The sequence below is a fragment of the Methylobacterium sp. J-059 genome (assembly GCF_022829485.1).
GTDB lineage: Bacteria > Pseudomonadota > Alphaproteobacteria > Rhizobiales > Beijerinckiaceae > Methylobacterium.
Genome location: NZ_JAKSYA010000108.1, coordinates 25306 through 49980, shown reverse-complemented (window position 1 = coordinate 49980; position 24675 = coordinate 25306). Strand labels below are relative to the sequence as shown.

The window sequence follows — 24675 nt, the reverse complement described above, 5'->3', positions numbered from 1 at the left end:
GCGAGGTCAGTTCAGCGTCACGTTGGCCGGCCGCCGCCGCGGCGCTGTCGCGGTGCCGGCGATGACGAGGCCGTCCGGCCCCACCGCCACCGGCACGCTCTCGCCGTCGTGGATCTTGCCCGACAGCAGCAGCTCCGCCAGCGGGTCCTGCACCGTCTTCTGGATCACCCGCTTCAACGGCCGCGCCCCGTAGGCCGGGTCGTAGCCGCGGTCGGCGAGCCAGGCGCGCGCCTCGGCGTCGACGTCGAGGACGATCTTGCGCTCCTCCAGCAGCTTCTGGAGGCGGACGAGCTGGATGTCGACGATGGCGCCCATCTCCGCCCGCTTGAGCCGGTGGAACAGGATGATCTCGTCGATCCGGTTCAGGAACTCCGGCCGGAAGTGGCTTCGCACCACGCCCATCACGTCGTCCCGCACCGCGTCGGTATCCTCGCCCTCGCTCTGCGCCACCAGATATTCGGCCCCGAGGTTCGAGGTCATGATCAGCAGCGTGTTGCGGAAGTCGACCGTCCGGCCCTGCCCGTCGGTCAGGCGCCCGTCGTCGAGAACCTGCAGCAGGACGTTGAACACGTCCGGATGCGCCTTCTCGATCTCGTCGAACAGCACGACCTGATACGGCCGGCGCCGCACCGCCTCGGTCAGCGCGCCGCCCTCCTCGTAGCCGACATAGCCGGGGGGCGCGCCGATCAGCCGGGCCACGGAGTGCTTCTCCATGTATTCCGACATGTCGATGCGCACCAAAGCGGTGTCGTCGTCGAACAGGAAGCTGGCGAGCGCCTTGGTCAGCTCGGTCTTGCCGACGCCGGTCGGCCCGAGGAACATGAACGAGCCGATCGGCCGGTTCGGGTCCTGCAGGCCGGCGCGCGCGCGGCGCACCGCGGTCGAGACCGCTTCCACCGCTTCGCGCTGGCCGACGACGCGCCTGCCGATCGCGTCCTCCATCGCGAGCAGCTTGTCGCGCTCGCCCTCCAGCATCTTGTCCACCGGCACGCCGGTCCAGCGCGAGACCACGCCCGCGATGTGGGCCGGCGTCACCGCCTCCTCAACCATGCCGTCGCGCGCGACCGCGCTCTCGGCCGCGGCCTCGATCTCGGCGAGCCGCTTCTCCAGCCCCGGGATCACGCCGTAGGCAAGCTCGCCCGCGCGCTGGTACTGGCCCTGGCGCTGTGCGGAGGCCAGCTCGTTGCGCGCCTCGTCGAGCTTCTTCTTGAGCTCGGCGGCGGCGCCGAGCTTGTCCTTCTCCGCCTTCCAGCGCGAGGTAATGGTGGCGGACTGCTCCTCGAGGTCGGCAAGCTCCTTCTCGAGCCGGGCCAGACGGTCGCGGGAGGCCGAATCGGTTTCCTTCTTCAGCGCCTCGCCCTCGATCTTCAGGCGCACGATCTCGCGGTCGAGGTTGTCCAGCTCCTCGGGCTTCGAATCGACCTGCATGCGCAGGCGCGAGCCGGCCTCGTCCATGAGGTCGATCGCCTTGTCGGGCAGGAAGCGGTCGGTGATGTAGCGGTTCGACAGCGTCGCGGCCGCGACCAAGGCGGAATCCTGGATGCGGACGCCGTGGTGCTGCTCGTACTTCTCCTTGATCCCGCGCAGGATCGAGACCGTATCCTCCACGGTGGGCTCCGAGACGAAGACCGGCTGGAAGCGGCGGGCCAGCGCCGCATCCTTCTCGACATGCTTGCGGTACTCGTCGAGCGTGGTCGCGCCGACGCAGTGCAGCTCGCCGCGGGCCAGCGCCGGCTTGAGCAGGTTCGAGGCGTCCATCGCCCCGTCGGCCTTTCCGGCGCCGACCAGGGTGTGCATCTCGTCGATGAACAGGATGATGCCGCCCGCGGCCGCGGTGACCTCGGACAGCACGGCCTTCAGCCGCTCCTCGAACTCGCCGCGGAACTTCGCCCCGGCGATGAGCGCGCCGAGGTCGAGGGCGAGAAGGCTCTTCTCCTTCAGGCTCTCGGGCACGTCGCCGTTGACGATGCGCAGGGCCAGACCCTCGACGATCGCCGTCTTGCCGACGCCTGGCTCGCCGATGAGGACCGGATTGTTCTTGGTGCGCCGGGACAGGACCTGGATCGTGCGGCGGATCTCCTCGTCGCGGCCGATCACCGGGTCGAGCTTGCCCTCGCGCGCGGCTTCGGTGAGGTCGCGGGCGTACTTCTTCAGGGCGTCGTAGGCGTTCTCGGCCGAAGCGTTGTCGGCCGTCCGGCCCTTGCGCAGGGCATTGATCGCGCCGTTGAGCGAAGCCGGCGTCACGCCGGCGGAGACGAGCGCCTTGCCGGCCTCGGTGTCCTTCTCGACGGCGAGCGCGAGCAGCAGGCGCTCCACGGTGACGTAGGAATCGCCCGCCTTCTCGGCAGCCTTCTCGGCGGTGTCGAACAGGCGCATCAGGTCGCGAGTCGCCTGCGGCTGGCTCGCGTTGCCGGAGACCTTCGGCTGCTTGGCGAGCCACGCCTCGATCTGCGCCAGGGCGACGCGCGACTGGCCGCCGGCCCGGTCGATCAGGCCCGCGCACAGGCCCTCGGGATCGTCGAGCAGCACCTTGAGCAGGTGGCCCGGCTGCAATTGGGGATGGCCCTCGCGCATCGCGAGGTTCTGCGCAGCCTGGACGAAGCCGCGGGCGCGCTCGGTGTATTTTTCGAAGTTCATGCGTTCTTGTTTCCTACCGCTTCGGCCTCCGCCGCCCTGGAAGGCGCGGTGTCGGCCCGAGACGTCGCCTCCCGACGAGGAACCGCCGCGGAAGGCCCCGGCGCCGATGGCCGCCGGTACCGAGGATGTGGTGTTGCAATTGCGCACCACAAGAGGGGGCAGACCCCTTGCATCGATGTGAAGATCCGGGCCACGGTGCGGGCATGACCGCGACGCTCTCCGCCCTCTACCGCTACCCCGTGAAGGGGTTCAGCCCCGAGCCGCTGGAACGGGCGGACCTCGAGACGTCGGGCTACTTCCCGGGCGATCGGCTCTACGCAGTCGAGAACGGCGATTCGGGCTTCGATCCGAACGCACCGCGTCATCAGCCCAAGACGAAGTACCTGATGCTGATGCGCGACGAGGCGCTGGCGCGCCTGCGCACCCGATACGACGACGCCACCGCGACGCTCACCGTCGAGGCCGAAGGCGAGACCGTCAACGCCAAGCTCGACACCGAAGAGGGCCGGGCAACGCTCGAGGACCTGTTGCGGCGCCTGCTGCCCCACGCCCTGCGCGGCGCGCCGCGGGTGCTGGCGGCGGCGGCGCAGACCGGATACCGCTTCACCGATTCCAAGATCGGCTTCGTTTCGCTGATCAACCTCGCCAGCGTGCGTGCGATCGAGGATTACGTCGGCGCGCCCGTCGATCCGCTGCGCTTTCGCGGCAACCTCTTCGTGGAAGGGCTCGCCCCCTGGGCCGAGCTGGAGATGGTCGGCCGCGTGCTCGAGGCGCCGAGCGGGCTGCGCCTCAAGTTGACCCAGCGCACCGTGCGCTGCGCGGCGACCAACGTCGACCCGGTCAGCGGCGTGCGCGACCTCGACATCCCCTGGGCGATCGATGCGCGTCTCGGCCACCGCGATTGCGGCGTCTATGCCGAGGTGATCCCCGGCGGGACCCTCGCGGTCGGCGACACCCTGACGGCGGTCGGCTGAGCCGCGCTCAGGACGCCCGGCGCACGACGACCACCGGGTCGGCTTCGGTACGCCGATGCTCGCACGAGACCTTGAGGTAGCGATGGTCGCCGCCGGGCAGCCCGGCCGCGGCGGCCATGGTCTGGGCGTGCATGATGCACTCCATCGGCGTGCGCGCCGGCGAGACGATCACGTCGAGCGCGGTCTCGCGGGAGCAATCCTGGGCCAGCAGCGTCCCGGCGCAGACGAGGGCAACGGACAACAATTCGGACATGACGGACCCCGTGTTCGAGCGATCGACAGGTCCGCGGGGTGCTCAGGCGTTCGAGCCACCGCGTGTTTCTTGTCCGGGCGTTCCTCGTCGTGACGTTTCTCTTGATGACGCTGTGGGGTTTGCAGATGTCGTGCCAGCTCGGCGAGGCCGGCCGCACCTGTGATCTTGCTGCATCAGCCCCGCGCGGCGAGCCAGACCGGCTCGGGCTCGGGGATCGGCATCAGCGCCGCGACCGCGTCGAGATCGACGATGTAGTTGTCGGTCAGCAGGCGCCACATCTCGGCCGGAGAGGCGGCCTCGCCCTTCAGGCCATCGACCGCCCGCGCGAGCAGGCCGGTATGGGTGAGGGTGGGGCGGGTCAGGAGCGGGTCGGAATGGAGCATCGTCGGCGGTCCCTGGAAGACCTCGTCAACGTTGCAGGTCGTGGTTAAAGGACCGTAAAGCCGACAATCCTCGAATGCTCGGGACAGCCGATCGCCATCGCGTTCGCCGAGGTTCGGAAGCACTCTTCGTCACCGAAAACCGATCGCCCGACCCTAGACTTGCTGATCGACGATCTACAGTCTCTCGATTCAGGTCGCGTTGCTTGTATCGATCACTGAAACGGAAAACGCCCGGGCTTCGAACCCGGGCGTCATTGGTCTCGATCAATCGGATCGTCAGCTGCGCTTGGCCAGGAGCTGCTCGATCAGCGAGCCGCCCTTCTCGATGGCGGCGAGCTCCTCGGCGACCGCGGTGACCGTCTCGCGGATCTGCTCGGGCGTGTGCTCCGAGGTCATGAAGAAGCGCAGGCGCGAGGCGCGCTCGGGCACCGCCGGGTGGATGATCGGCTGCACGTTGATCCCGCGCTTGTACAGCCGATCGGACAACGTCACCGACTTCAGCGAATCGCCGACGATCACCGGGATCACCGCGAGCCCCATGCTGGTCCCAGTATCGAGCCCGCGCTTCTTCGCGCAGGCGAGGAACAGGGCGCCGTTCTGGCGCAGGCGCTCGACCCGCTCCGGCTCGTCGTGCATCACCGCGAGCGCGGCCTCGGCGGCAGCCGCGAGCGGCGGGGACATGCCGACGCTGTAGACGAAGCCGCCGGCCGTGCACTTCAGGTACTCGATCAGCGTCGAGGCGCCGCAGATGTAGCCGCCGCAGGCCGAGAGCGTCTTCGAGAAGGTGCCCATCCAGATGTCGACCCGCTTCGGGTCGATGCCGGCATGCTCGAACAGCCCGGCGCCGGTACGGCCGAGCACGCCGAGCCCGTGGGCGTCGTCGACCATCAGCCAGGCGTTGTAGCGCTCCTTGAGGGCGATGAAGCCGGCGAGGTCCGGCGCGTCGCCGTCCATGCTGTAGAGGCCCTCGATCACGATCAGGGCCCGGCGGTGCTCGTGCCGGGTCGCCTGAAGCAGGGTTTCGAGCGCGTCGAGGTCGTTGTGGGCGAAGGAGCGGCGCTGGGCGCCGGACAGCTGCGCGCCGGTGACGATGCTGTTGTGGATCAGGTTGTCGTGGAAGATCACGTCGCCCGGCTCGAGCAGCGCCCCGATCGTCGTGACGTTGGTGGCGTGCCCGCTCACCATCACCACGCAGGCCTCGGTCTGGTAATGCGCCGCCAGCGCCCTCTCCAGGCTGAGGTGGCCCGGCCGCTCGCCGGCCACGACGCGGCTCGCCGACGACGAGGTGCCGAACTCGGCGATCGCCGCGCGGGCGGCATCCGAGATGCGCGGGTGGCCGTTGAGGCCGAGGTAGTCATAGGACGAGAAGTTGACGAAGGACCGCCCGGCGATGCGGGTGGTCGCGCCGGCCTTGGTCTCGTGGACGTGGAAGAACGGGTTGTCGAGACCGATCAGCTCGGCGGCCGAGCGCTGCAGCCGCAGCTCGCGGTAGCCGGGCAGGCTCGCGAAATCCTGCACCGAGGGATCGCCGACCTTCTCCGGCGCGCGGAGCGCGGTCGGCCGGGGCGCGTTGCGTCCCAGCCGGTTCGTCACGAAGCCCGCGAGCGCGGCGCGCCCCCCATCCGGCCGTGGCGATTGCGTCATGACAGGATCTCTTTGCTCTCGAGGCTCTTCTTCTCGACGAGATCCTGGAACGGCTGGAGCACCGCCGCATCGACCTCGCTGCCGACGTGCCTCGAAGCGAGGCTCAGGGCGACCCCGGCGGCCTCGTCCATCGGCGCCGAAACCGCCTGAATTAAGGACTCCGACAGCTCGTTGACGGTCATCCCCGACGACAGGCCCGCCGGCGGCGAATCGAGGCCGAAGCGCTCCTGCAGGCTGGCGCCGAGCTCGACGCCCATCAGCGAGTCGAGGCCGATCTCGGAGAGCTGGCGCACGCGGCTGATGTCGTCCTTCGGTAGGCGCAGGATGCGGGCGATGTCCTCGACGATCGCGTCGGACACGGTCTTGCGCACCGCGTCGATGTCGTTGCCCTTGAGCAGCGTGCCGATGCTGATCGCGGCGACAGCGCCGGCCTCCATCTGCTGGTCGGAGCCGAGGTCGTCGTAGCTCGGCGAGCGCATGGTCGCGAGGCGCTCGCGCGTCTTGCCCCAATGCATCGAGGCGATGGCGAGCACCGCGTCGTCGGGCGCCGAGCCCTGGGCGCCCAGCGCATCGGCCATGAGGTCGAGGCAGCGGCGGGCCTCCATCGGCGTCACGCCGACGCGGCCGGCGAGCCCCTCCATCACCGTCTTGTTGCGGGCGAGCATGCCGACGTCGCCGATCGCGCCCCAGGCGACGGCCAGCGCCGGCAGCCCCCGGCGGCGGCGCTGGCGGGCCAGCCCCTCCATGAAGCCGTTGGCCGCGACGTAGGCGCCCTGGCCGGGATTGCCGATGAAGGTCGTGGCCGAGGAGAACACCACGAAGTAGTCGAGCGCACGGTCGCGCGTCGCGGCGTCGAGGTTCTGGGCGCCGATCACCTTGGGGCCGATCACCGCGTCGAGCGCGGCGGCGTCCAGGTTGGCGATCAGGCCGTCCTGCAGCACGGCGGCCGCATGGATCACGCCGGCGAGCTTGCGGCCCGACGCCTCGATCCCGGCGAGCAATGCATCCACCGCGACGCGGTTGGTGATGTCGCACGGCGTGGCCGCGACCGTCACGCCGCGGGCGGTCAGGTCGGCGACGACGGCCTTGGCCTCGTCGGACTCGGCGCCCTTGCGGCCGACGAGGAGGAGGTTCTTCGCGCCGCGGTCGGCGAGCCAGCGGGCCGCCACGCCACCGAAGCCGCCGAGGCCGCCGGTGATCAGGTGGACGCCGTCGGTCGAGACCGTGAAGGGCGTGTTGCGGGCGGTGAGCACGCGGCCGGGCTTCGGCGGCGCGATCACGATCTTACCGACGTGTCCCGATTGCTGCATCAGCCGGAACGCGTCCGAGGTCTCGTCGGCGGTGAACGGCTGGTAGGGCAGGGGCTTGAGGCCGCCGTCGTTGAACAGCGCCATCACCTCGCGGAACATCCGTGCGCCGTCGTCGCCCTGGTGCTGCAGCACCTGGTCGAGGTCGACGCCGAAGTAGCTCAGGTTCCGCCGGAACGGACGCAGGCCGATATGGGTGTTGGCGACATAGTCGCGCTTGCCCAGCTCGATGAACCGGCCGAACGGCTTCAGCGCGTTGAGCGAGCGCTCCATCGCCTCGCCGAACAGGCTGTTCAAAACCACGTCGACGCCGGTGCCGGTGAGCGCGCGGATATCGTCGACGAAGGCGAGCGAGCGCGAGTCGAGCACGTGCTCAGCGCCGAGCGCCTTGACCAGCGCGCGCTTCTCGCGCGAGCCGGCGGTGGCGATGACGCGGGCGCCCTTGAGCTTGGCGATCTGCAGGGCGGCGAGGCCGACGCCGCCGGCACCGCCGTGAACCAGCACCCATTCGCCGCGGCGCAGCCGGGCGCAGGAGACCAGCCCGTAATAGGCGGTGAGGAAGGCGACCGGCACGGTCGCCGCCGCCATCGGATCGAGGCCGGCGGGCGACGGCGCGACGACCAGCTCGGGCACGACGATGTGGGTCGAGAAGCCGGACTGCGCGAAGGCCACGACCGGATCGCCGACCTTGAACGCCTGGACGCCGGCACCGACCGCGACGACGCGGCCGGCGCATTCGAGGCCGAGGCGGGGGCCGGCGAAGCCGTCCTCCAGGATCTCCTCGGGCAGCATCGAGAGCGCCCAGAGCACGTCGCGGAAGTTCAGGCCGGTCGCCTCGACGGCGATCTCGACCTCGCCGGCACCCGGCGCGCGGCGGATCGCCGGCCCCCAGACCATCTCGTTGAGGCCGCCGGTGTTGCTGCGCTCCAGGCGGGCGGCCTCGGCCGGCACCGCCTCGGGATCGATCCGCCTGAGCGTGTGACCGGGACGGAAGCGGATCACCCGGGTGCGGTCGTCGTCCAGGACGATCTCGGTCTCTTGCGTGCCCGAGAGGATCAGGTCGCGCAGGCGCTCGGCCGCGCGCTTCGAGCCGATCTCGGGGGCGAGGTCGATGCGGCGCACGTCGAGCGTCGCGATCTCGTTGGCCAGCGTGCGCGAGAACGCCCAGACCCCGGCCTCGACGGACGCGGCCTGCCCGCCGCCGTCGCGGGTCGCGCCGGGCGAGACCACCCAGAGCTTGGTCTGGCGCGCGCCGAGATGCTCGGTGCAGCGCTTCAGGCTGAGGCAGCGTTCGCGCAGCCGCGCCGCGGCATCGCCGCCGCGGGTGAAGGCGCCGGCCAGGAACACCACCGTGTCCGGGGTCTCGCGCTCCAGCTCCAGCAGCGAGGCCTCGGAGTCGAGGATGATCGAGACGTGCACGCCGGCGGCGACGAGCAGGGTCGCGAGCGACGAGGCGGTTTCGGCGGCGAACTCGTCGTCCGAGCCGATGACGAAGGCGAAGGTCTGCGCGGCGGCCTTGCCGGGCCGGGGCGGCGCTTCGGCGACGAGCAGGAGGTCGTCGCCGTTGACCGAGGCGGCGCGGTCGACCGCGACGCTGACGAGGCCGGTGGCGCTGAGGGTGCGCTGCCAGCCCGGGATGTCGTCGAGGCGGCCGACCGGCATGTCGCCGAGCCCGGCCTCGAACCAGCCGGGGATCAGGCCGAAGACGAGGTCGCGGAACAGCGAGGCGCCGGGCTCGACCGCGAGCAGCAGGCCGCTGGTGGCGAGCGCGTTGGCCAGCCGCTGCGGCAGGTCGCGTTCGCCGCGATGCAACGCGCCGCTGGCCAGGATCAGGTCGAAGCCGGCGGCCGGAAGGTCCTCGGCGGCCTCGATCACCGCGACGCCGCGGGGGAGGGCGAGGCGGGCGCGCTCCGCAAGGCGCCGGTCGGTGTCGAACACCGTGAGGCGCGCCTCGGCGGATTCGGCGAAGGCCGCGACCTGGGCGGACAACGGCCCGAAGCCGACCTGGAGCAGGCGGAGCGCCCGGTCCTTCGGCAGCATGCCGCCGCAGGCCTCGGCGATCCCGGCGACGACGTCGGCCGAGGCGCGGGCGGTGGCGCTGCGCAGGGTGAACGCGTCGAGCGCATTCTGCGGCAGGCTCGGAGCCTCAGTGAGGGTGCCGGCGAGCAGGCGATCGACCAGGGCGCCGACATCGGCCAGCAGGACCAGCTCGGCCGACAGCTCAGGATGGTCGGCCGCGATCCAGCGCATGATCTCGGTCGGCGCCGGCAGCGCGTCGCCGTCGCCGAGACGCCAGAGGTCGCCATCCTGCTCGGCGAGCCCGCTGCTTTCCAGGGCGTAGAGCGCGTTGACGAGCCACGGACGCATCTCGTCCGGGACGCGCGCGTCGATCGCGACGGTGGCGCCCTGCTTCAGGCCGGAGGCGAGGCGGTAGGCGAGCGAGGTCGCCCAGCCCTCGAGCAGGAGATGCCCGGGCGAGAGCGGGGCGCCGGATGCGGCGCGGGCAGCCTTGGCGGCCGGCTTCAGCAGCGCGGCGATGCTCGACCGGCGGTCCATCGCGATCGCGGTCGGCTCGGTCGCGAGTTCCGCCGCTTGCGTGATCGCGTAGGCGGCGAGGTCGCCGCCGCCCTTGGCGCGCAGCGCCTGGAAGCGGCCCTCGCGGATGGTGGCGACGACCTCGCCCTCGGCGTCGAGGATGGTGAAGTCGGCCAGGATCGAGCGCTCGTTGCAGCGCCGGGTCCGGATGACGGCCCGCGCGATCGCGGCGCCGGGGCGCAGCAGCCGGACCTCGCCGAAGCGCACCGGGATGTAGGCCTTGCCGGCATTCTCGCCGAGCAGGTCGGCGAACAGCAGGATCAGCCCGTGGAAGCAGGCGTCGAGCCGGGCCGGCACGAGGCCGTAGCGCGGGTCGGCCTCGGCGGGAACGAGGTCGGAGACGATGGTGACGTCGTCGATCCGGGCGCTCGCCGCGACCTGGCGGAAGCTCGGGCCGAAGCCGAGACCGGCCGCCTCGGCGCGCAGGTAGAGCTCGTCGCCGGTGAGCACGTCCTCGGACGGCATCTCGACGTCGGGCCGCACCGGCGGCGCGAAGGTGCCTTCGACGATCTTGGCCGAGGCATGCAGCTGCCACGGCGACGGGGTGAGCCGCGGGCGGCTCAAGACCTGAACCGCGTTGCCGGAGCCCGACATCCGCACCGCGACCTCGCGCAGGGCCTCCTCGCCGAACACCATCGGGGAGTGGATCTCGAACTCGGCGAGCACGACGTGGTCGCTGCGCAGGGCCTCGCGCACGGCGGCCAGAGCCATCTCGACGAAGCCGGCGCCCGGCATGATCGCCTGGCCCTCGATGCGGTGGTCGTCGAGCTCGGGGATCGTGGCGATGTCGGCGAAGCCGTGCCATTCCAGGCCGTCGACCTGGACGCGCGAGCCGATGAGCGGGTGGTATACGCGCGGGGTCGCCGCACCCAGGCTTTCGGTGGTGTCGCCGAGGCGGAAGGGGCGGCGCTGCCAGGGATAGGCCGGCAGGTTCAGGGCGCCGGCCGGCGCGTCGCCGAAGACGGTCCGCTCGTCCACGGCCGCGCCCTGGACCAGGGCGGCCGCCAGCGCGCGGGCGATCGGATCGCCGCCGCTGGCCTTCTTGTGCATCACGCCGACGGTGGCGTTGTCGATGCCGAGCGGCTCGATCGCGTCGCCGATATGCGACATCAGCGTCGCGCGCGGGCCGACCTCAACGAAGATGCGGGCGCCCTGGCGGGTCGCCTCCTGCACCGCCTCGCAGAAACGCACCGGCTCGCGGATGTTGCGCCACCAGTAGGTGCCGCCGAACTGGCCGCCGTCAAGCACCGCGCCGGTCACCGTCGAGACCATCGCGGTGGTTCCAGGCGACGGCTTCAGGCCGGCGAGGTCGCGCAGCAGCGGCTTCTCGGTCGGGTCCATGAACCGGCCGTGGAAGGCGTAGTCGAGGTCGAGCTTGCGCCCGCGCCGGCGCTTGCGCGACAGCGCCTTGAGCGCGGCGTCGATCGCGGCGACGGGCCCGGCCACCGTGACGGCCTTGGGGCTGTTGTAGGCGGCGATGTCGAGGGTCGGGTAATCCTCGAGGAAGCCCTCGACCTCCTCGGCCGGCATCAGCAGCACCGCCATGGTGCCCTGGCCGCGCGTCGTCTCTTGATGATGGCTGCGGTAGAAGATGACCCTCACCGCCTGCTCGAGGCTGAGGATCCCGGCAGCCTCCGCCGCGGCGATCTCGCCGACGCTGTGCCCGAGCACGAATTTCGGCGCGAGGCCGGCCGCGCGGAGGGCGGTGGTCGAGGCGCTCTGGATCGCGAAGATCAGCGGCTGCGAGACGCTGGTCAGGGCCAGGCGCTCGTCGAGGTCCTCGGCGTCCAAAGCCGCCTTGAGCGACCATTTCGAGTAGGCGGCGAACAGCGTGTCGATCCGGTCGAAGGCCGCGCGGAACACCGCGTTCTCGGCATAGGCCTCGCGGCCCATCCCGGCCCACTGGCTGCCGTTGCCGGAATAGACGAAGGCGACGTCGGCCGCCCGGTCGATCGCGGTGCCGGTGAGCGCGACGGCCGAGTCCTCGGCCTCGCCGATGGCACGGAGCTCGGCGGCGATGTCGGCCTTGCCGTCGAGGGTGATCGCGAGGCGGGACGACAGGCGCTCCCGACGATGCGCGGCGCCGGCCGCGATCCGATCGGCCTCGGCAGGGCCCGCGGCGTCGAAGCGATCGGCATAGTCGAGGGCGAGCTCGTTGAGGGCGGCGCGGCTCTGGGCCGAGAGCAGCAGCACCTCGGGCGCGCGGGCCGCGGAGGCCGGCGTGGCCACCGGGGCCGGATCGGTCAGCACGACGTGGGCGTTGGTGCCGCCGAAGCCGAAGGAGTTCACGCCGGCGAAGCGCTGACGCGCGCCGCGCGGAATCGCCAGCGCCGTCTGCACCACGTGCAGGTTCATCTCGGCGAAGGGGATGTCGGGGTTGAGCTCGGCCGAGTGCAGCGACGGCGGCACCAGGTCGTGCTCGAGGGCGAGGCTCGCCTTGAGCAGGCCGGCGAGGCCGGAGACCGGCTCGGTGTGCCCGATGTTGGTCTTGATCGAGCCGATCGGCAGCGGGCTTTTGCGGCCCTTGCCGATCTTGCCGCCGATGGCGGAGGCCTCGATCGGGTCGCCCACCGGCGTGCCGGTGCCGTGGGCCTCCATGAAGGCCATTTCGTCGAGGTCGATCTCGGCCTCGCGGTAGACCTGCTCCAGCAGCGCGCCCTGCGCGTAGCCCGACGGCAGCGAGATGCCGGTGGTGCGCCCGTCCGAGTTCACGCCGGACGCGGCGATCACGCCGCGCACGGTCGATCCGCCGCGCCGCGCGGCCTCCGCCGATTGCAGCACGAGCACCACGCCGCCCTCCGAGCGGACGTAGCCGTCGGCAGAGGCCGAGAAGGCCTGGCACAGCCCGGTGCGCGACAGCATCTGCGCATTGGAGAAGCAGATGAAGTTGAAGGGGCTCGCCAGCACGTTGACGCCGGCCACGACCGCGGTGTCGACGCGGCCGGACCGGATTGCGGCGACCGCGTTGTCGAGGGCGACCAGGGAGGACGAGCAGGCGGTGTCGACGGTGAAGCTCGGACCCTTGAAGTCGAAGATGTACGAGATCCGGTTCGACAGGATCGAGAGCGTGTTGCCGGTCGCCGCGTAGGCATCGCCCGACGGCACGTCGAGGATGCGCAGGTTGCCGTAATCGAGCGACGAGGCGCCGACGTACACGCCGATCGGGCTGCCGGCGACGCTCGAGGGGCGCATGCCCGCATCTTCCAGCGCCTCCCAAGTCAGCTCGAGCAGGAGCCGCTGCTGCGGATCCATCTGCTCGGCCTCGCGCGGCGAGATGCCGAACACCGCCGGGTCGAACGACCAGATGTCGTCGAGGACGCCGGCGGCCCAGGTGTAGCTCTTGCCGCGCTCCTGCGCCCGCGGATGCCCGAAGCGGTCCAGGGACCAGCGGTCCCCGGGAATGCGGCCGACGGCGCAGCGCGCCTCCGTCAGGAGCTGCCAGAGACCGTCGACGCTCGGCGCGCCGGGGAGCCGGCAGGCGCGACCGACGATCGCGATGTCAGTACGTTGTGTCACGTTTGATTCGCACACGCTCGTTAACGGAAAAACGGTTCAGTCGCCGGCAAGACAGCCCCCGGGCCGATGCTTAGTATGGCGCTAAATCGCTGTCCAACCTGAGGAAGGGACGACGGCATCGAAGTGGCCGATTTGCGGTCGGCTGTGGCGAATGTTCATCAACCTAAGCTTTGCCGCACACTGATATCACCCCGCATCTGAGCCGATGAAACCGGGTGAATTTGTGTTGAGAGCGCTGCATCATTGCCGCACGTCGCAACGACGTGCCGCCTGTCCCCAGGTCGGCGATGCGATCGCCATCGCGGGACGCGGATTGCCGGCTCAATCCAGCCGCGCTCGGCGATCGAACGCACGCCCCACGCCGGCGTAGCGGAAGCCGAGGCGCTCGACGTCCTGCACGCGATAGACGTTGCGAAGGTCGACGAGGACCGGCTCGGCCATGGTGGCGCGTAGGCGTTCGAGATCGAGCGCCCGGAACGCGTTCCACTCGGTCACCAGCACCAGGGCGTCGGCGCCCTCCGCGCAGGAATAGGGATCCTCGGCGTAGGCGATGTCGGGCAGGAGCGAGCGGGCCTGTTCCATCCCCTCGGGATCGTAGGCGCGCACGGTGGCGCCGGCATCCTGCAACCCCGCGACGATGGCGAGCGAGGGCGCATCGCGCATGTCGTCGGTGTTCGGCTTGAAGGTGAGGCCGAGCAGCGCGATCGTCTTGCCCCGCACCGAGCCGCCGCAGGCCTGGATCACCTTGCGCGCCATCGCGCGCTTCCGCTGGTCGTTGACCGCGACCACGGTCTCGACGATCCGCATCGGCGTGCCAGCGTCCTGCGCGGTCTTCACCAGCGCCAGCGTGTCCTTGGGGAAGCACGAGCCGCCGTAGCCCGGCCCGGCATGCAGGAACTTCGCGCCGATGCGGTTGTCGAGGCCGATCCCGCGGGCGACCTCCTGCACGTCGGCACCGACCCGCTCGCACAGGTCGGCGATCTCGTTGATGAAGGTGATCTTGGTGGCCAGGAACGCGTTGGCGGCGTACTTGGTCAGCTCGGCCGTGCGCCGTCCGGTGACCAGGATCGGCGCGGCGTTGAGGTAGAGCGGGCGGTAGACCTCGCGCATCACGCCTTCGGCGCGCGCGTCGTCGGTGCCGATGACGATGCGGTCGGGCCGCTTGAAGTCGTCGATCGCCGCACCCTCGCGCAGGAACTCGGGGTTGGACACGACCCCAAAGGCGGCATCGGGCCGCGCCTCGCGGATGATGCGCTCGACCTCGTCGCCGGTGCCGACCGGCACCGTCGATTTGGTGACGATCACCGTGTAGCCGGTGAGCGCGGCGGCGATCTCGCGGGCGGCCGCGTAGACGTAGCTCAGGTCGGCGAACCCGTCGCCGCGGCGCGACGGCGTGCCGACCGCGATGAACACCGCATCCGCCTCGGCCACCGCCGCAGCGAGGTCCAGCCCGAAGCCGAGCCGGCCGCTGCGCACGTTCTCGGCGACCAGCGCCTCGAGGCCCGGCTCGTAGATCGGCATGCGACCGGCGCGCAGCGCCTCGATCTTGGCCGGGTCCTTGTCCAGGCACACCACCTCGTGCCCGAAATCGGCAAAGCAGGTCCCGGAGACGAGGCCGACATACCCCGACCCGACCATGACGATTCGCATGCAACCTCCGTCGTCGGCTCGGACACGCGCTCATTTCGCGGCGCACCATAATCGGGAAACCGTCGCGCGTCGAATACCCCCGGTCCGGCGACCGCGCCCGCCAAGGTCACGGAAGTGCGTCGTTTCTTTGCGCAAGGCGGCGCTACACGCGCCGAGCCGGCGGTTAAAGACGGTAATGTGCCGAATTGCGCGAAAGGTTGACGTTGTAATAGGGGTCGGCCTTCAGTTCTGCGCCCCAGCGCTCCAGCATGGTGTTCGCCTCGCCTTCGAAGCGCGCGCGCTTCTCGGGCGTGTCTTCGCGCCCACGGCTCTTCGACTCGTGGTGGACGAGCCTGGAAAACGGCGTCCACACGATTCGATAGCCGGCCGCCCGGATGCGCAGGCACAGATCCACGTCGTTAAACGCCACCTTCAGGCGCTCGGCATCGAACCCGCCGACCGCCCGGAACACCTCCGCTCGCATGGCGAGGCAGGCTCCGGTCACCGCCGAGACCTCGCGCGCCTGGACCATGCGTCCGAAATAGCCGAAATCTTCGTCAGCGACCCCGTGATGCGAATGGCTTGCGACGCCGCCGATGCCGAGAACCACGCCGCCATGCTGCACCGTCCCGTCCGGATAGAGCAGCTTCGCGCCGACCGCGCCGACTGTGGGATCGAGGGCGGTCGCCACGAGTTCGCGCATCCAGCCCGGCTCGATCACCTCGACGTCGTTGTTGAGGAACAGCAGCACGGGGCCGGTCGCCGCGGCGGCGCCGCGGTTCGATAGGTCGGAGAAGTTGAAGGCCCCCGGCGACGGCAGCACGCGCAGGCGCGGCTCACGGGCGTAGGCGGAAAACAGCGCGGCCGACTCCGGCTCGCGGCTATCGTTGTCAATCACGACGATTTCGATGTCGGGATAGTCGGTACCCGTGAACAGGCCGTCCAGGGTGACGCTCAGGAGCTCCGCCCGGTCCCGCGTCGGAATAATCACCGAGACGCGGGGTGGCGGCGTCGGCATCGGCCGGACGAGGCGGTTGAAGCCCAATGGTCCGCGTTCGGCCCGTGCCCCCCAGGGAGCGACGATCTCGGCGAGCGCGGTCAGGCGCGCGGCCTCGGCCTGGGCGAGGGACCGATCCGAGAACGTTCCCGAGCCGGTCGCCGCACGCCAATGATACAGCACAGCGGGAATATGGCGGATGCGGGAGGGATCGAGGCCATCGGTGAGGCGCAGCAGCAGATCGTGGTCCTGGCTGCCCTCGAACCCCGGACGCAGGCCGCCGACGGCCCGGAGCGCTTCCGTGCGGATCACCGTGAGGTGGTTGACGTAGTTCTGCCCGTACAGGAGCTCGCGGTCGAAATCCGGCTTGAAGTGTGGCTCGAAGCGGCGTCCGCCCGCATCGATCTTGTCCTCGTCGCTGTAGATCAGCACGAGGCGGGGGTCGGCGCGGATCACCCGCGCGACCTCGTAGAGCGCCTCAACGGGCAGCGCATCGTCGTGGTCGAGGAAGGCGGTGAAGGTTCCCGCGGCCATCGCAATCGCATCGTTTGTCGCTCGGGCGATGTGCCCGTTCTTGGAGCGGCGCTTGACCTTGATGCGTGGGTCCGCGGCGGCCTGCCGGGCGAGCAAAGCCGGGATCGCCGGGTCGGTCGAGGCGTCGTCGACGATGCACAGCTCCCAATGCGGGTAGAGCTGGTCGCAGACCGAGCGGAGCGCAGCGCGCAGCACCCGCGGCGACGGATCGTGCACCGGCATTGCCACCGAGATCAGGGGTGGATCGTCCCAGGCGAGGATCTCGGCGCGGATGCGGCGGCGGTCGGCCGGGCTCAAGGTGGCGCGGCGGCGAATCCAGGCCGGGTAGCCGCTCTCGGTGCGGTAGCGCAGGGCCCGGTCAAGGAAGCTGCGCCCGCGCACCCGCTTGCCGACGCTCCGCCAGTACACCGCCCAGAAGGTGAGCTCGGGCGAACGGAATAGGGCACGGGCGATCAATGGCAGCCGACCCCGGCGGTGGATGGCGATGCGGTTCGGCGTAGGCGCCCGCCCGCCCGCCAGCGCAGCGATCCGCAGAGCGCGCGCGGCAGCCGGCAACTGGCCGGTCCAGGCAAACACGCCGCCACCGAGGGGCTCGTCGGCCAGCGGCGTGCTGGCGCGGCCTTCCTCGGCCACGAGCACGCTCATCAGCATGCGCGCGTCGCGGGCCGCCCCTGGATCGTCGGTCAGGGTGATGGTGACCCAAGTTCCCGCGAGGTCGAGCCCAGAGAGGTCGATGCGCAGCCCGTTCGCGTCGTGGGCCACACTCAGGCGCTGCGGGGAACGGCGGCCGCTGGTAAGTATCGCCTCGACCTTGCTCACGTCATTCGGTCCAGTACTTCGCCAACGACATCAGCACGGCGTCGGACATCGCGACGTCGAACACCAGCATGTCATCGACGGCCCGCACGCCGCGCAGGCGTTCGGCAAGCGCCAGGGTTTCGGCCGGAACCGGCGTCGGAACCGGGACCGGCACCGTGCCCGCGAGGCCGAGCCGGTCGAGAAGGGTGGAGGCGAAAGCGTCGAAATAGGTCCGGTGTCCGACGATGCCGACGCGAGCGAGGATCTCGATCGCGACGATGGAGTTGCCCGGATGCACCCGGTCGTCGGGCAGGCGAGTACCGAGCTGGCGCGACAGCGGGTTGTAGAGCAGGTGGTAGGCCGGCTGGGGCAGCATGCGGAAGAAGCGCTTGAGGCTTTTCACGTCGGTGTAGTCGTAGCCCCCGGCAAACAGCGACGCCTCGGCGTAGCGCCCGATGCGCCAGCCTTCCGCGTCCTTGGCCGCCGCATCCGCCCGTTCCTTGAGCCACAGCATCCTCGTCGCCATCTCGACATAGGGATCCTGCACCAGGATCGCCGAGAGCATCCGGTCGGGGGGGAAATACTGCTCGTAGCGCGGCACGACGACCGCGCCGGACAGAAGTTGCGAGGTCGGCAGCGGGTTTCCGAAAATGCTCGATAGGATCTCGTCGGAGAGTCGGTGGAGATTGAAGTAGGAACTCCGGAAATACGGGAACAGCGCGTTCTGGATCGCGACCTCCGGATGGATGCCGGTGTTGATCAGCATCACACGGCGGTCGACGAGGTCTTCATCTGGGATGCGCCGGTGCACGAGCACGTTGGTGTCGGCATCGTACAGGTTGAGGCGGGGCATCTCCGAGAGACCCGGCACCACGGCGTCGTTCAGCTCGAATACGCATTGCCCGGTGGAATGCCATCCGTTCTGGCGAAACGGGTCGTGGACGATGCTCGCGGGCACATCGGTCAGGCGCAGGCCGTCGACGGACACGACGACCCGGCTGATCGCCAGCGGATTGTCAGGAACGATCCATCCGCGGATGCAGTGCTGCGTATCGAAGTCAATGTAGAACCGCATGTCGCATCGCTGCCGCGCCCAGTCCGGGCCCCAGTCCGGCGCGCCGATCCAGGCCCACCGAAATCGGGCCATAGCGCATTTTCGCACGCCCGTGCAGCGCCGGTTCATCCGAGCCCGGGGTAATCGCCCGAAAGCGCTCACCCTTGTTTTCCTGGCGCAAGCACCGGCGGCGGCCTCGGCGAGCACTTCGCTCGACGCCCGAGATGAAATCCGTCCTTCCGGGCACGCTCCACGGAGCGCTTTTCGCGCTCGGTATACAGGGCGCTCGCCTCGAGCAGTGGCCGGCTGGCATTTGGGCTTGCCGACTATGGGAACGAACTTCGCGGCGCGCTGCGGCTTGCGCCGCCCCACGGCGGAGGCTATAGGCCCCCTACACCGAAGCGAAACGGCTTCGGCGAGGGCGCGTAGCTCAGCGGGAGAGCACTTCCTTGACATGGAAGGGGTCACAGGTTCGATCCCTGTCGCGCCCACCATTCCGCTTTCGTGGAATGATCGACGAACGAAGCGAGGGCTCCGCAGGGGGCCCTTTTTTCTTGGCCGAGGCGTCGTTTCGGACACGTTCCCAGGAGGACGCCGACGATCGCTCATCCCGACATGCGATCGGCTCGACGCACCTGGGGTGCATCGAGCCGGATCCTATCGCGGGGATCGAGCCGACCCGACCCGTCGCGAACGCTCAATCGTCGTCGTCTTCCTCGACGTCGACGAGATCGGTGGTGTCGTCGTCCTCGTCGTCGACCACGAGGGTGTCGTCGTCGGCGGTTTCGCCGTCGGCATCCGGCTCGATGACGTCGTCGCCCTCGGTGTCCGTGTCGGTATCCTTCTCGGTCTCCTCGGCCTCGACCTCGTCGAGGGAGACCAGTTCCGGACCGGCGGCATCGGCCTCGTCGTCGTCGGCGACCGGATCCTTGCGGGCGGCGATCGGCGCGGACCGGCTGGCGAAGGGGGTGAGGGCGGCGGTCGGGACGACCTCGCCGGAATAGGGGGAAACCACCGGATCACGACCGAGGTCGTAGAACTTCCTGCCGGTCGTCGGGCAGATCCGTTTGGTACCGAGTTCGGGACGAGCCACGTGCGCCTTCCTGTGTCAGTGCGATCAAGCCCCGTGATGTCGCGGGTTTTCGCGCGGTGTCAATTCATGTCGCTCGATGCGCGCATGGCGGCCCTGCATCGAAGACCGGAAAAAAGCAGTCCGGAACGCTGTCGGCGTCCCGCTCGTTCGGTCTCCACATCCAAGGAGACCAACGCTCATGAAGATCGCCATCCTCGCCGGCCTGCTCGCCCTCGGCGCGCTCGCCCAATCCGCACCGGCCGAGGCCAAGGGCTGCATCAAGGGTGCCATCGTCGGCGGCGTCGCGGGCCATATGGCCGGCCACGGCAAGATGGGTGCGGCCGCGGGCTGCGCCGTCGGGCACCACAACGCCAACAAGAAGCGCTGAGGGTTTCGTAGCGCTCGGCCCCGCCGTTTCTCGAGGCGGCGGGGCTGCGAGCGCACATGCCGGGCCGGGTGGCCTGGCGCATCAAGCACGCGAACGCCGACGAGAAGGGAAAGGTGGGTCCCAGGGCCGAAGCCCCGGGTTCTGTTTCGACGGTTACCCTACCGCAAGATGCTTACGCCGCGAGGCGGGCATCCATGACAACGTTATCGTTGGCATTTAGGATTTGGTCAGGTGCCCGAAACGGGGGTTGCCCGCGTCGAACCGGTCGAGTCCCTACCGACAGTCGCATCGTACCTCACCGGAGTGAAGCTGAACTCGCGATCCCTTTACCGCCCAGTCGAACCTATTTCGCCCCCATCAGAAACGCAGCTCCATGAGGCGTCGCCCGCTGCGTTCGTGGTGGAGGCGCCGGAGTACTGCCCTCCGGGTCCTGAAACGTTATTACGAACCGGTCATCAACCGCATCCCTGATATAGCCGGTCCCCGGCCGAAAATCCAGATCCCTCGTGCGGCGGCGTGCGGCCTCGCCTTAACCGTTCGCTCACCCCGATGCGCGACGAGCCGGCCGTGGCTTCTCGCGAACAGAGGTTCTTGGATGACCGACACGATTGGGATCGCCGGCGACCGCATCCGCTCCATCATCGAGCGGGTCGAGCAGGTCGACGAGGAGATCAAGGCGCTGATGGAGGCGAAGAAGGAGATCTTCGCCGAGGCCAAGGGTGAGGGCCTCGACGTGAAGATCCTTAAGGAGATCATCCGCCTGCGCAAGCTCGACCAGGATGCGCGCGACGAGCACGAGACGCTGCTCGACGTCTACATGCGGGCCATGGACGCTCCCGCCCCGAAGCCCGAGGCGATGGCAGCCTGACGTCGCGCGATCGGTCGCTCCGACGGGGCCCGCCGCCGGCGCGCCCCGTCGGATCAGGCCCCGCTCAGCACCTTCTCGGCACTGCGCAGGCTGAGAGCCATGATGGTCAGGGCCGGGTTCGCCGCGAGCGAGCTCGGGAAGGTGGAGCCGTCGCAGATCCACAGGTTCGGGACCTCGAAGGATTTCCCGAACGGGTCCACGACCGCGTTGTCGCCGTCATGCCCCATGCGGCAGGTGCCGATGGTGTGGGCGACCCGGTCAAGCGCCCAGATGTCGCGGGCGCCGGCCCGCGTCCACAGGTCGATCATCAGCTTCGTCGCGTGGGCGTTCAGCCGCTCCTCGTTGTGGCCGTAGCCGAAATCGATCGTCGCCTTGCCCATGCCCAGGGCGTCGGTCTCGTCGGAGAGCGTCAGCCGGTTGGCATCGCACGGCAGGGTCTCGCCGTTGATGCCGATGCCGGCGACGTGGTTGTAGTCCGCCAGGTAGTCGCCGAGCGCCTTGCCCCAGAGCTTGCGGCCTCGGGCCACCGAGTTGGCGAAGGTCAGCGGCGCGACGCCGAGGCTCTGGACGAGGTAGCCGCCGACGAAGTCGGCGTCCTTCGGCCGGATCATGTCCTCGGTGATCAACGATGACGGGTAGCCCCGGTTGGGCCGCGTCTCGGCGTCGAACGTGCCCCAGACCTGGGTCGCGACGTGGCCCATGTAGTTGCGCCCGACCTGCCCGCTGCCGTTGGCCAGCCCCGTATGCAGCAGCAGCCGCGCGGTCTCGACCGAGCCGGCGCAGAGGAACACCTGCGCGCAACGCTGGCGGCGGTCGACGCCGCCCTGCCGGTAGACCACCGCGGTGATCCGGCCGTCGCGATCGCGCTCGAACCCGTGGGCCCGCGCCTCGGACCGGATCTCGGCGCCGTGGGCCACCGCCAGGGGCAGGTAGGTCACGTCCATGCTGGTCTTGGCGCCGTTGCGGCAGCCCTGGTGGCAGTAGCCGCAATTGATGCAGGCCGGGCGCAAGCCCCCGCCCTCCTGCGCGAAGTCGCGGGAGACCACGGCCGCGGGCGCATCGGTCGCGCGGATGCCCGCACCCTCGCAGGCCTGCGCCATGATTTGCGCCGACGCGTTGCGGGGCACCGGCGCGAGGGGGTAGCGACGGCTCGCGTCCCACGGATAGCTCTGCGGGCCGGAGACGCCGATGAAGGCCTCGACGCGCTCGTAGAACGGCAGCAGCTCGTCGTAGCTCACCGGCCAGTCAACGCCCTCGCCGGTCTCGGTGCGGATCATCAAATCGCGCTGGTCGGCGCGCGGGCAGAACGCGCCCCAGTGCAGGGTCGAGCCGCCGACGCCCGTGCCGCTGTTGTTGCCGCCGAAGGCTTCCGGGGTCGAGCCGCCGCTCAGGCGCTCGTCGGTCCAGTAGATTTCGTCGGCGAGTGTCTCGTCGAAGGCGAAGCCCTTGGGGTCGAAGTTCGGGCCGGCCTCGAGGGCGACGACGCGCGATCCGGCGGCGGCGAGGCGCGCCATCAGCGGCGCGCCGCCGGCACCGGTGCCGATCACCACCGCATCGACGACCTCGTCGGTCGCGTAGCGCGTCATGGAATCGAGGTTCATCGTCCGTCCCCACCCTGCGCGACGGGCTCCCAGCCCTCGCGCTCGCCCAATCCGATCTTGGTGAAGCCCACCGGCTGCGCACCGTCGCCGCCCGCACCGATGCCGGAGAACCCGATCCAGGCGAGCGCCGCCGGATGGGCGAGCCAAGTGCGCACCACGTCGGCGCGCAGGTCCTCGAACCAGACGGTCAGCTGCTCCGGCGCGAAGCCGAGCGCCGATCCGCCCGGCAGGACGCCCTTCTCGATCGCCCGGAGCAGGTCGTCCTGCGCCGCGCCGTCGAGGGCGAGGAAGCGCCGACCGTCGGCGCCCGCCGCGGCATCGAGGCTGCGAAGCGCGGTCTTGTAGGCCGATGCGTCCGGCGGCAGGGCGGAGAACCGCCAGCCGTCGCCCCGGCCGCTCGCGAGCCGCGCGTCGATGCGGGCAGCGAGGTCGATCCCGGCGGCCTGCGGCAGGACGCGGGCGACGAGGGCGCGCAGGATCGCGAGCTCGATCGCGTCGAGGGCCCGCGGTCGATAGCCGGGATCGTCGGGCTCGGCCCGCGCGTGCAAGGCGTCGCGCAGGCGGCTGTTGACCCGGTCCGACACGATGAGTCTCGCATACGCCGCGTCGATCACAGGTGCCTCGGCAAACGTCGTGTCGGGTGCGGCCGCGTGGGCGCGGATCAGGTCGGCGACCGCGTCGGGCCGCTCGATCGGCAGCAGATGGCCGGCGCCGTCGAGGGTGACACGGCGCGATAGACCGAGATGCGGCGCCATCAGCGCGGCCTGCGCCTCCGGCCCGAGGTCGCCGTCCTCGCCCCCGGCGAGGATCAGGGCCGGGGTGCGCAGGATGCCGATGCGCTCGCACCAATCTTCGCGGCTTCCATCGCTGAGCCAGGCCCGCCAGGCCGCCGGCGCGGTGCGCAGCACGTCGGCGACCGCGGCTTCGGCGCGTTCGGCGGGGAGGGGAGAGCCGACGTTGCTCTCGATGAAGACCTGAGCTTCCGCCTGCCGGGTCGCCGCGTCGGCTCCGATCCAGGCGATCATCGTCTCGCGGCGCGCCTCTTCCATCGGCTCGGGGCTCGGCGGCGATCCCGCGAGCAGCACGAGGCCGGAGAGACCGTCCAGCCCCGCCTCGCCGTCCTCGGCACGGCGGGCCAGCGCGAGCGCCACCTTGGCACCCATGCTGTGCCCGGCGATCAGCCAGCGCGCCGGGGCCGCCGCACGGATCTTGCCCGCGACGTGATCGGCCATCGCCGCGACGTCGTAGCCCGGCACGTCGGCGGCGTCGCCGAAGCCGGGGAGGTCGATCGGGACGCACGCGACCGCGGCGCCGAGGCGATCGGCGACCTGCGCCCATTCCCGTGCGCTGCCGCCGAGGAAGTGCAGGCAGAACAAGGTCGGCGGCGGGGAGGGGGCGGACGGGACGTTCGGGCTCATGCCAGCAAAGTTGCGCGGGACGCCCGGCAATCAAGCGACCTAATTGCCGCGCTTGGCGCCGAATGCGGCGCGCGATGCCCCGCGCGACGTGGACCCGTGGCGCGGGGCCCGCCGCCGCCGGCACGGCGATGGCCGACACCCGGGGGATCGACCGCCGGAACGACCCGAGACCGTGCACCGGGTCGACCCGATCCGCGCGCAGCCGTAAGCAGAGCGGGCTGCGATCCGAAGAAGAAGCCAAGCCCGATGATCCCGACCCTCGACCAGGTTCCCGACGGCCTCGCCACCCGCCACGACCGCTACGCAGACGCGCATATCCGCGCCACGCTGCGGGCGACGCGCACCATCGCCCTGGTCGGCGCCTCGGCCAATCCGGCGCGTCCGAGCTGGATCGTGCTGAAGTACCTGCTCGATCGCGGCTACGCGGTGACGCCGGTCAATCCGGGGCTCGCCGGGCAGACGCTGCTCGGGCGCCCGGTGGCCGCGTCCATCGCCGAGATCGGCAAACCGATCGACATGGTCGAGATCTTCCGCAACTCCGCCGCCGCCGGCGGCCTCGCCGACGAGGCCTTGGCCCTGGACCCGCTGCCGAAGACGATCTGGATGCAGCTCGGCGTGCGCGACGACGCGGCCGCCGCCCGCGCCGAGGCGCGCGGCGTCACCGTGATCATGAACCGCTGCCCGAAGATCGAGTACGGCCGCCTGTCCGGCGAGATCGGCTGGACCGGCGTCAACTCGCGGATCATCAGCGCGAAGAAGCCGGTGCTCGCGGCCAAGGGCGTGCAGAAGTTCACCATCGCCCCGCGCGGCGGCGGAACGGATTGAAACGCTGCGTCCGCAGCCGGCGTAACGGCACCGGTTCCCTCCTTGCGGTATCCTAATACCACAAGGCCGAACCCCTTCCAGAACTTCGCTTTTCGGACGATGCGCGCCCGTGAAACGGCTTGACCTCGACCCTCGGCCCGTCTATCCAGCGCCCAACGCCGCCGCGTCCCCCGACGCGGCGG

Annotated in this window: 15 protein-coding genes, 1 tRNA gene and 1 other RNA gene; 5 read left to right on the top strand and 12 right to left on the bottom strand. The window is 70.3% G+C overall.

Features of this window, described 5'->3' with window-relative positions; genetic code table 11:
* Positions 1–6: 6 nt before the first annotated feature.
* Entirely contained in the window at positions 7–2637 is a 2631-nt protein-coding gene (gene clpB, locus MKK55_RS13395) for an ATP-dependent chaperone ClpB (protein ID WP_147725880.1), read from the bottom strand.
* 203 nt (positions 2638–2840) lie between these two features.
* Between clpB and MKK55_RS13390 the strand changes: the two genes are divergently transcribed.
* Positions 2841–3611: an MOSC domain-containing protein gene (locus MKK55_RS13390; RefSeq protein ID WP_243935219.1), complete on the top strand. Its 771-nt coding sequence runs from the start codon at positions 2841–2843 to the stop codon at positions 3609–3611.
* Positions 3612–3618: 7 nt separating this feature from the next.
* On the opposite strand, the gene MKK55_RS13385 is transcribed toward MKK55_RS13390, so the two are convergent.
* The 7 genes from MKK55_RS13385 to MKK55_RS13355 all read right to left on the bottom strand — a co-directional run bounded on the left by MKK55_RS13385 (position 3619) and on the right by MKK55_RS13355 (position 18528).
* A complete protein-coding gene (locus tag MKK55_RS13385) occupies positions 3619–3864 on the bottom strand; it encodes a hypothetical protein (protein WP_147725882.1) in 246 nt (81 codons plus the stop codon).
* A 173-nt stretch (positions 3865–4037) separates the two neighbouring features.
* On the bottom strand, positions 4038–4247 hold the full coding sequence (locus tag MKK55_RS13380; RefSeq protein WP_147725883.1) for a hypothetical protein: 210 nt from the start codon (positions 4245–4247) through the stop codon (positions 4038–4040).
* A gap of 276 nt (positions 4248–4523) precedes the next feature.
* On the bottom strand, positions 4524–5891 hold the full coding sequence (locus MKK55_RS13375; protein WP_243935218.1) for an aminotransferase class I/II-fold pyridoxal phosphate-dependent enzyme: 1368 nt from the start codon (positions 5889–5891) through the stop codon (positions 4524–4526).
* Positions 5888–13309 (bottom strand): type I polyketide synthase, encoded by a 7422-nt coding sequence (locus tag MKK55_RS13370; protein ID WP_243935217.1) that lies wholly within the window; start codon positions 13307–13309, stop codon positions 5888–5890. Before MKK55_RS13370 ends, MKK55_RS13375 begins: the two co-directional genes overlap by 4 nt.
* Positions 13310–13630: 321 nt before the next feature.
* Positions 13631–14959, bottom strand: a complete 1329-nt coding sequence (locus MKK55_RS13365) for a UDP-glucose dehydrogenase family protein (RefSeq protein WP_243935216.1) — start codon at positions 14957–14959, stop codon at positions 13631–13633.
* A gap of 163 nt (positions 14960–15122) precedes the next feature.
* A complete protein-coding gene (locus MKK55_RS13360; protein ID WP_243935242.1) occupies positions 15123–17270 on the bottom strand; it encodes a glycosyltransferase family 2 protein in 2148 nt (715 codons plus the stop codon).
* A gap of 19 nt (positions 17271–17289) precedes the next feature.
* Entirely contained in the window at positions 17290–18528 is a 1239-nt protein-coding gene (locus MKK55_RS13355; protein ID WP_243935215.1) for a hypothetical protein, read from the bottom strand.
* Between the two features lie 212 nt (positions 18529–18740).
* Between MKK55_RS13355 and MKK55_RS13350 the strand changes: the two genes are divergently transcribed.
* Positions 18741–18815: transfer RNA gene (locus tag MKK55_RS13350), tRNA-Val, on the top strand.
* Positions 18816–19018: 203 nt separating this feature from the next.
* On the opposite strand, the gene MKK55_RS13345 is transcribed toward MKK55_RS13350, so the two are convergent.
* Positions 19019–19414 carry a TIGR02300 family protein gene (locus MKK55_RS13345; protein ID WP_147842056.1) on the bottom strand — a complete coding sequence of 132 codons (396 nt, stop codon included), beginning with the start codon at positions 19412–19414 and terminating at the stop codon, positions 19019–19021.
* Positions 19415–19592: 178 nt separating this feature from the next.
* Between MKK55_RS13345 and MKK55_RS13340 the strand changes: the two genes are divergently transcribed.
* Complete coding sequence (locus MKK55_RS13340) at positions 19593–19781, top strand: hypothetical protein (RefSeq protein WP_147842055.1); 189 nt, start codon at positions 19593–19595, stop codon at positions 19779–19781.
* A 130-nt stretch (positions 19782–19911) separates the two neighbouring features.
* Here the strand turns inward: MKK55_RS13340 and ssrA are convergent.
* Positions 19912–20283, bottom strand: a transfer-messenger RNA (tmRNA) gene (gene ssrA / locus MKK55_RS13335).
* Positions 20284–20376: 93 nt separating this feature from the next.
* On the opposite strand from ssrA, the gene MKK55_RS13330 reads away from it, so the two are divergent.
* On the top strand, positions 20377–20649 hold the full coding sequence (locus MKK55_RS13330; protein ID WP_243932515.1) for a DUF2312 domain-containing protein: 273 nt from the start codon (positions 20377–20379) through the stop codon (positions 20647–20649).
* 53 nt (positions 20650–20702) lie between these two features.
* Here MKK55_RS13330 and MKK55_RS13325 read toward each other — a convergent pair whose 3' ends face one another.
* Positions 20703–22250 (bottom strand): GMC family oxidoreductase, encoded by a 1548-nt coding sequence (locus MKK55_RS13325; protein WP_243935212.1) that lies wholly within the window; start codon positions 22248–22250, stop codon positions 20703–20705.
* On the bottom strand, positions 22247–23668 hold the full coding sequence (locus tag MKK55_RS13320; RefSeq protein ID WP_243935210.1) for an alpha/beta hydrolase: 1422 nt from the start codon (positions 23666–23668) through the stop codon (positions 22247–22249). The genes MKK55_RS13325 and MKK55_RS13320 overlap by 4 nt, the downstream gene beginning before the upstream one ends.
* 246 nt (positions 23669–23914) lie before the next feature.
* Between MKK55_RS13320 and MKK55_RS13315 the strand changes: the two genes are divergently transcribed.
* Positions 23915–24493, top strand: a complete 579-nt coding sequence (locus MKK55_RS13315; protein WP_243935208.1) for a CoA-binding protein — start codon at positions 23915–23917, stop codon at positions 24491–24493.
* Positions 24494–24675 lie beyond the last annotated feature (182 nt).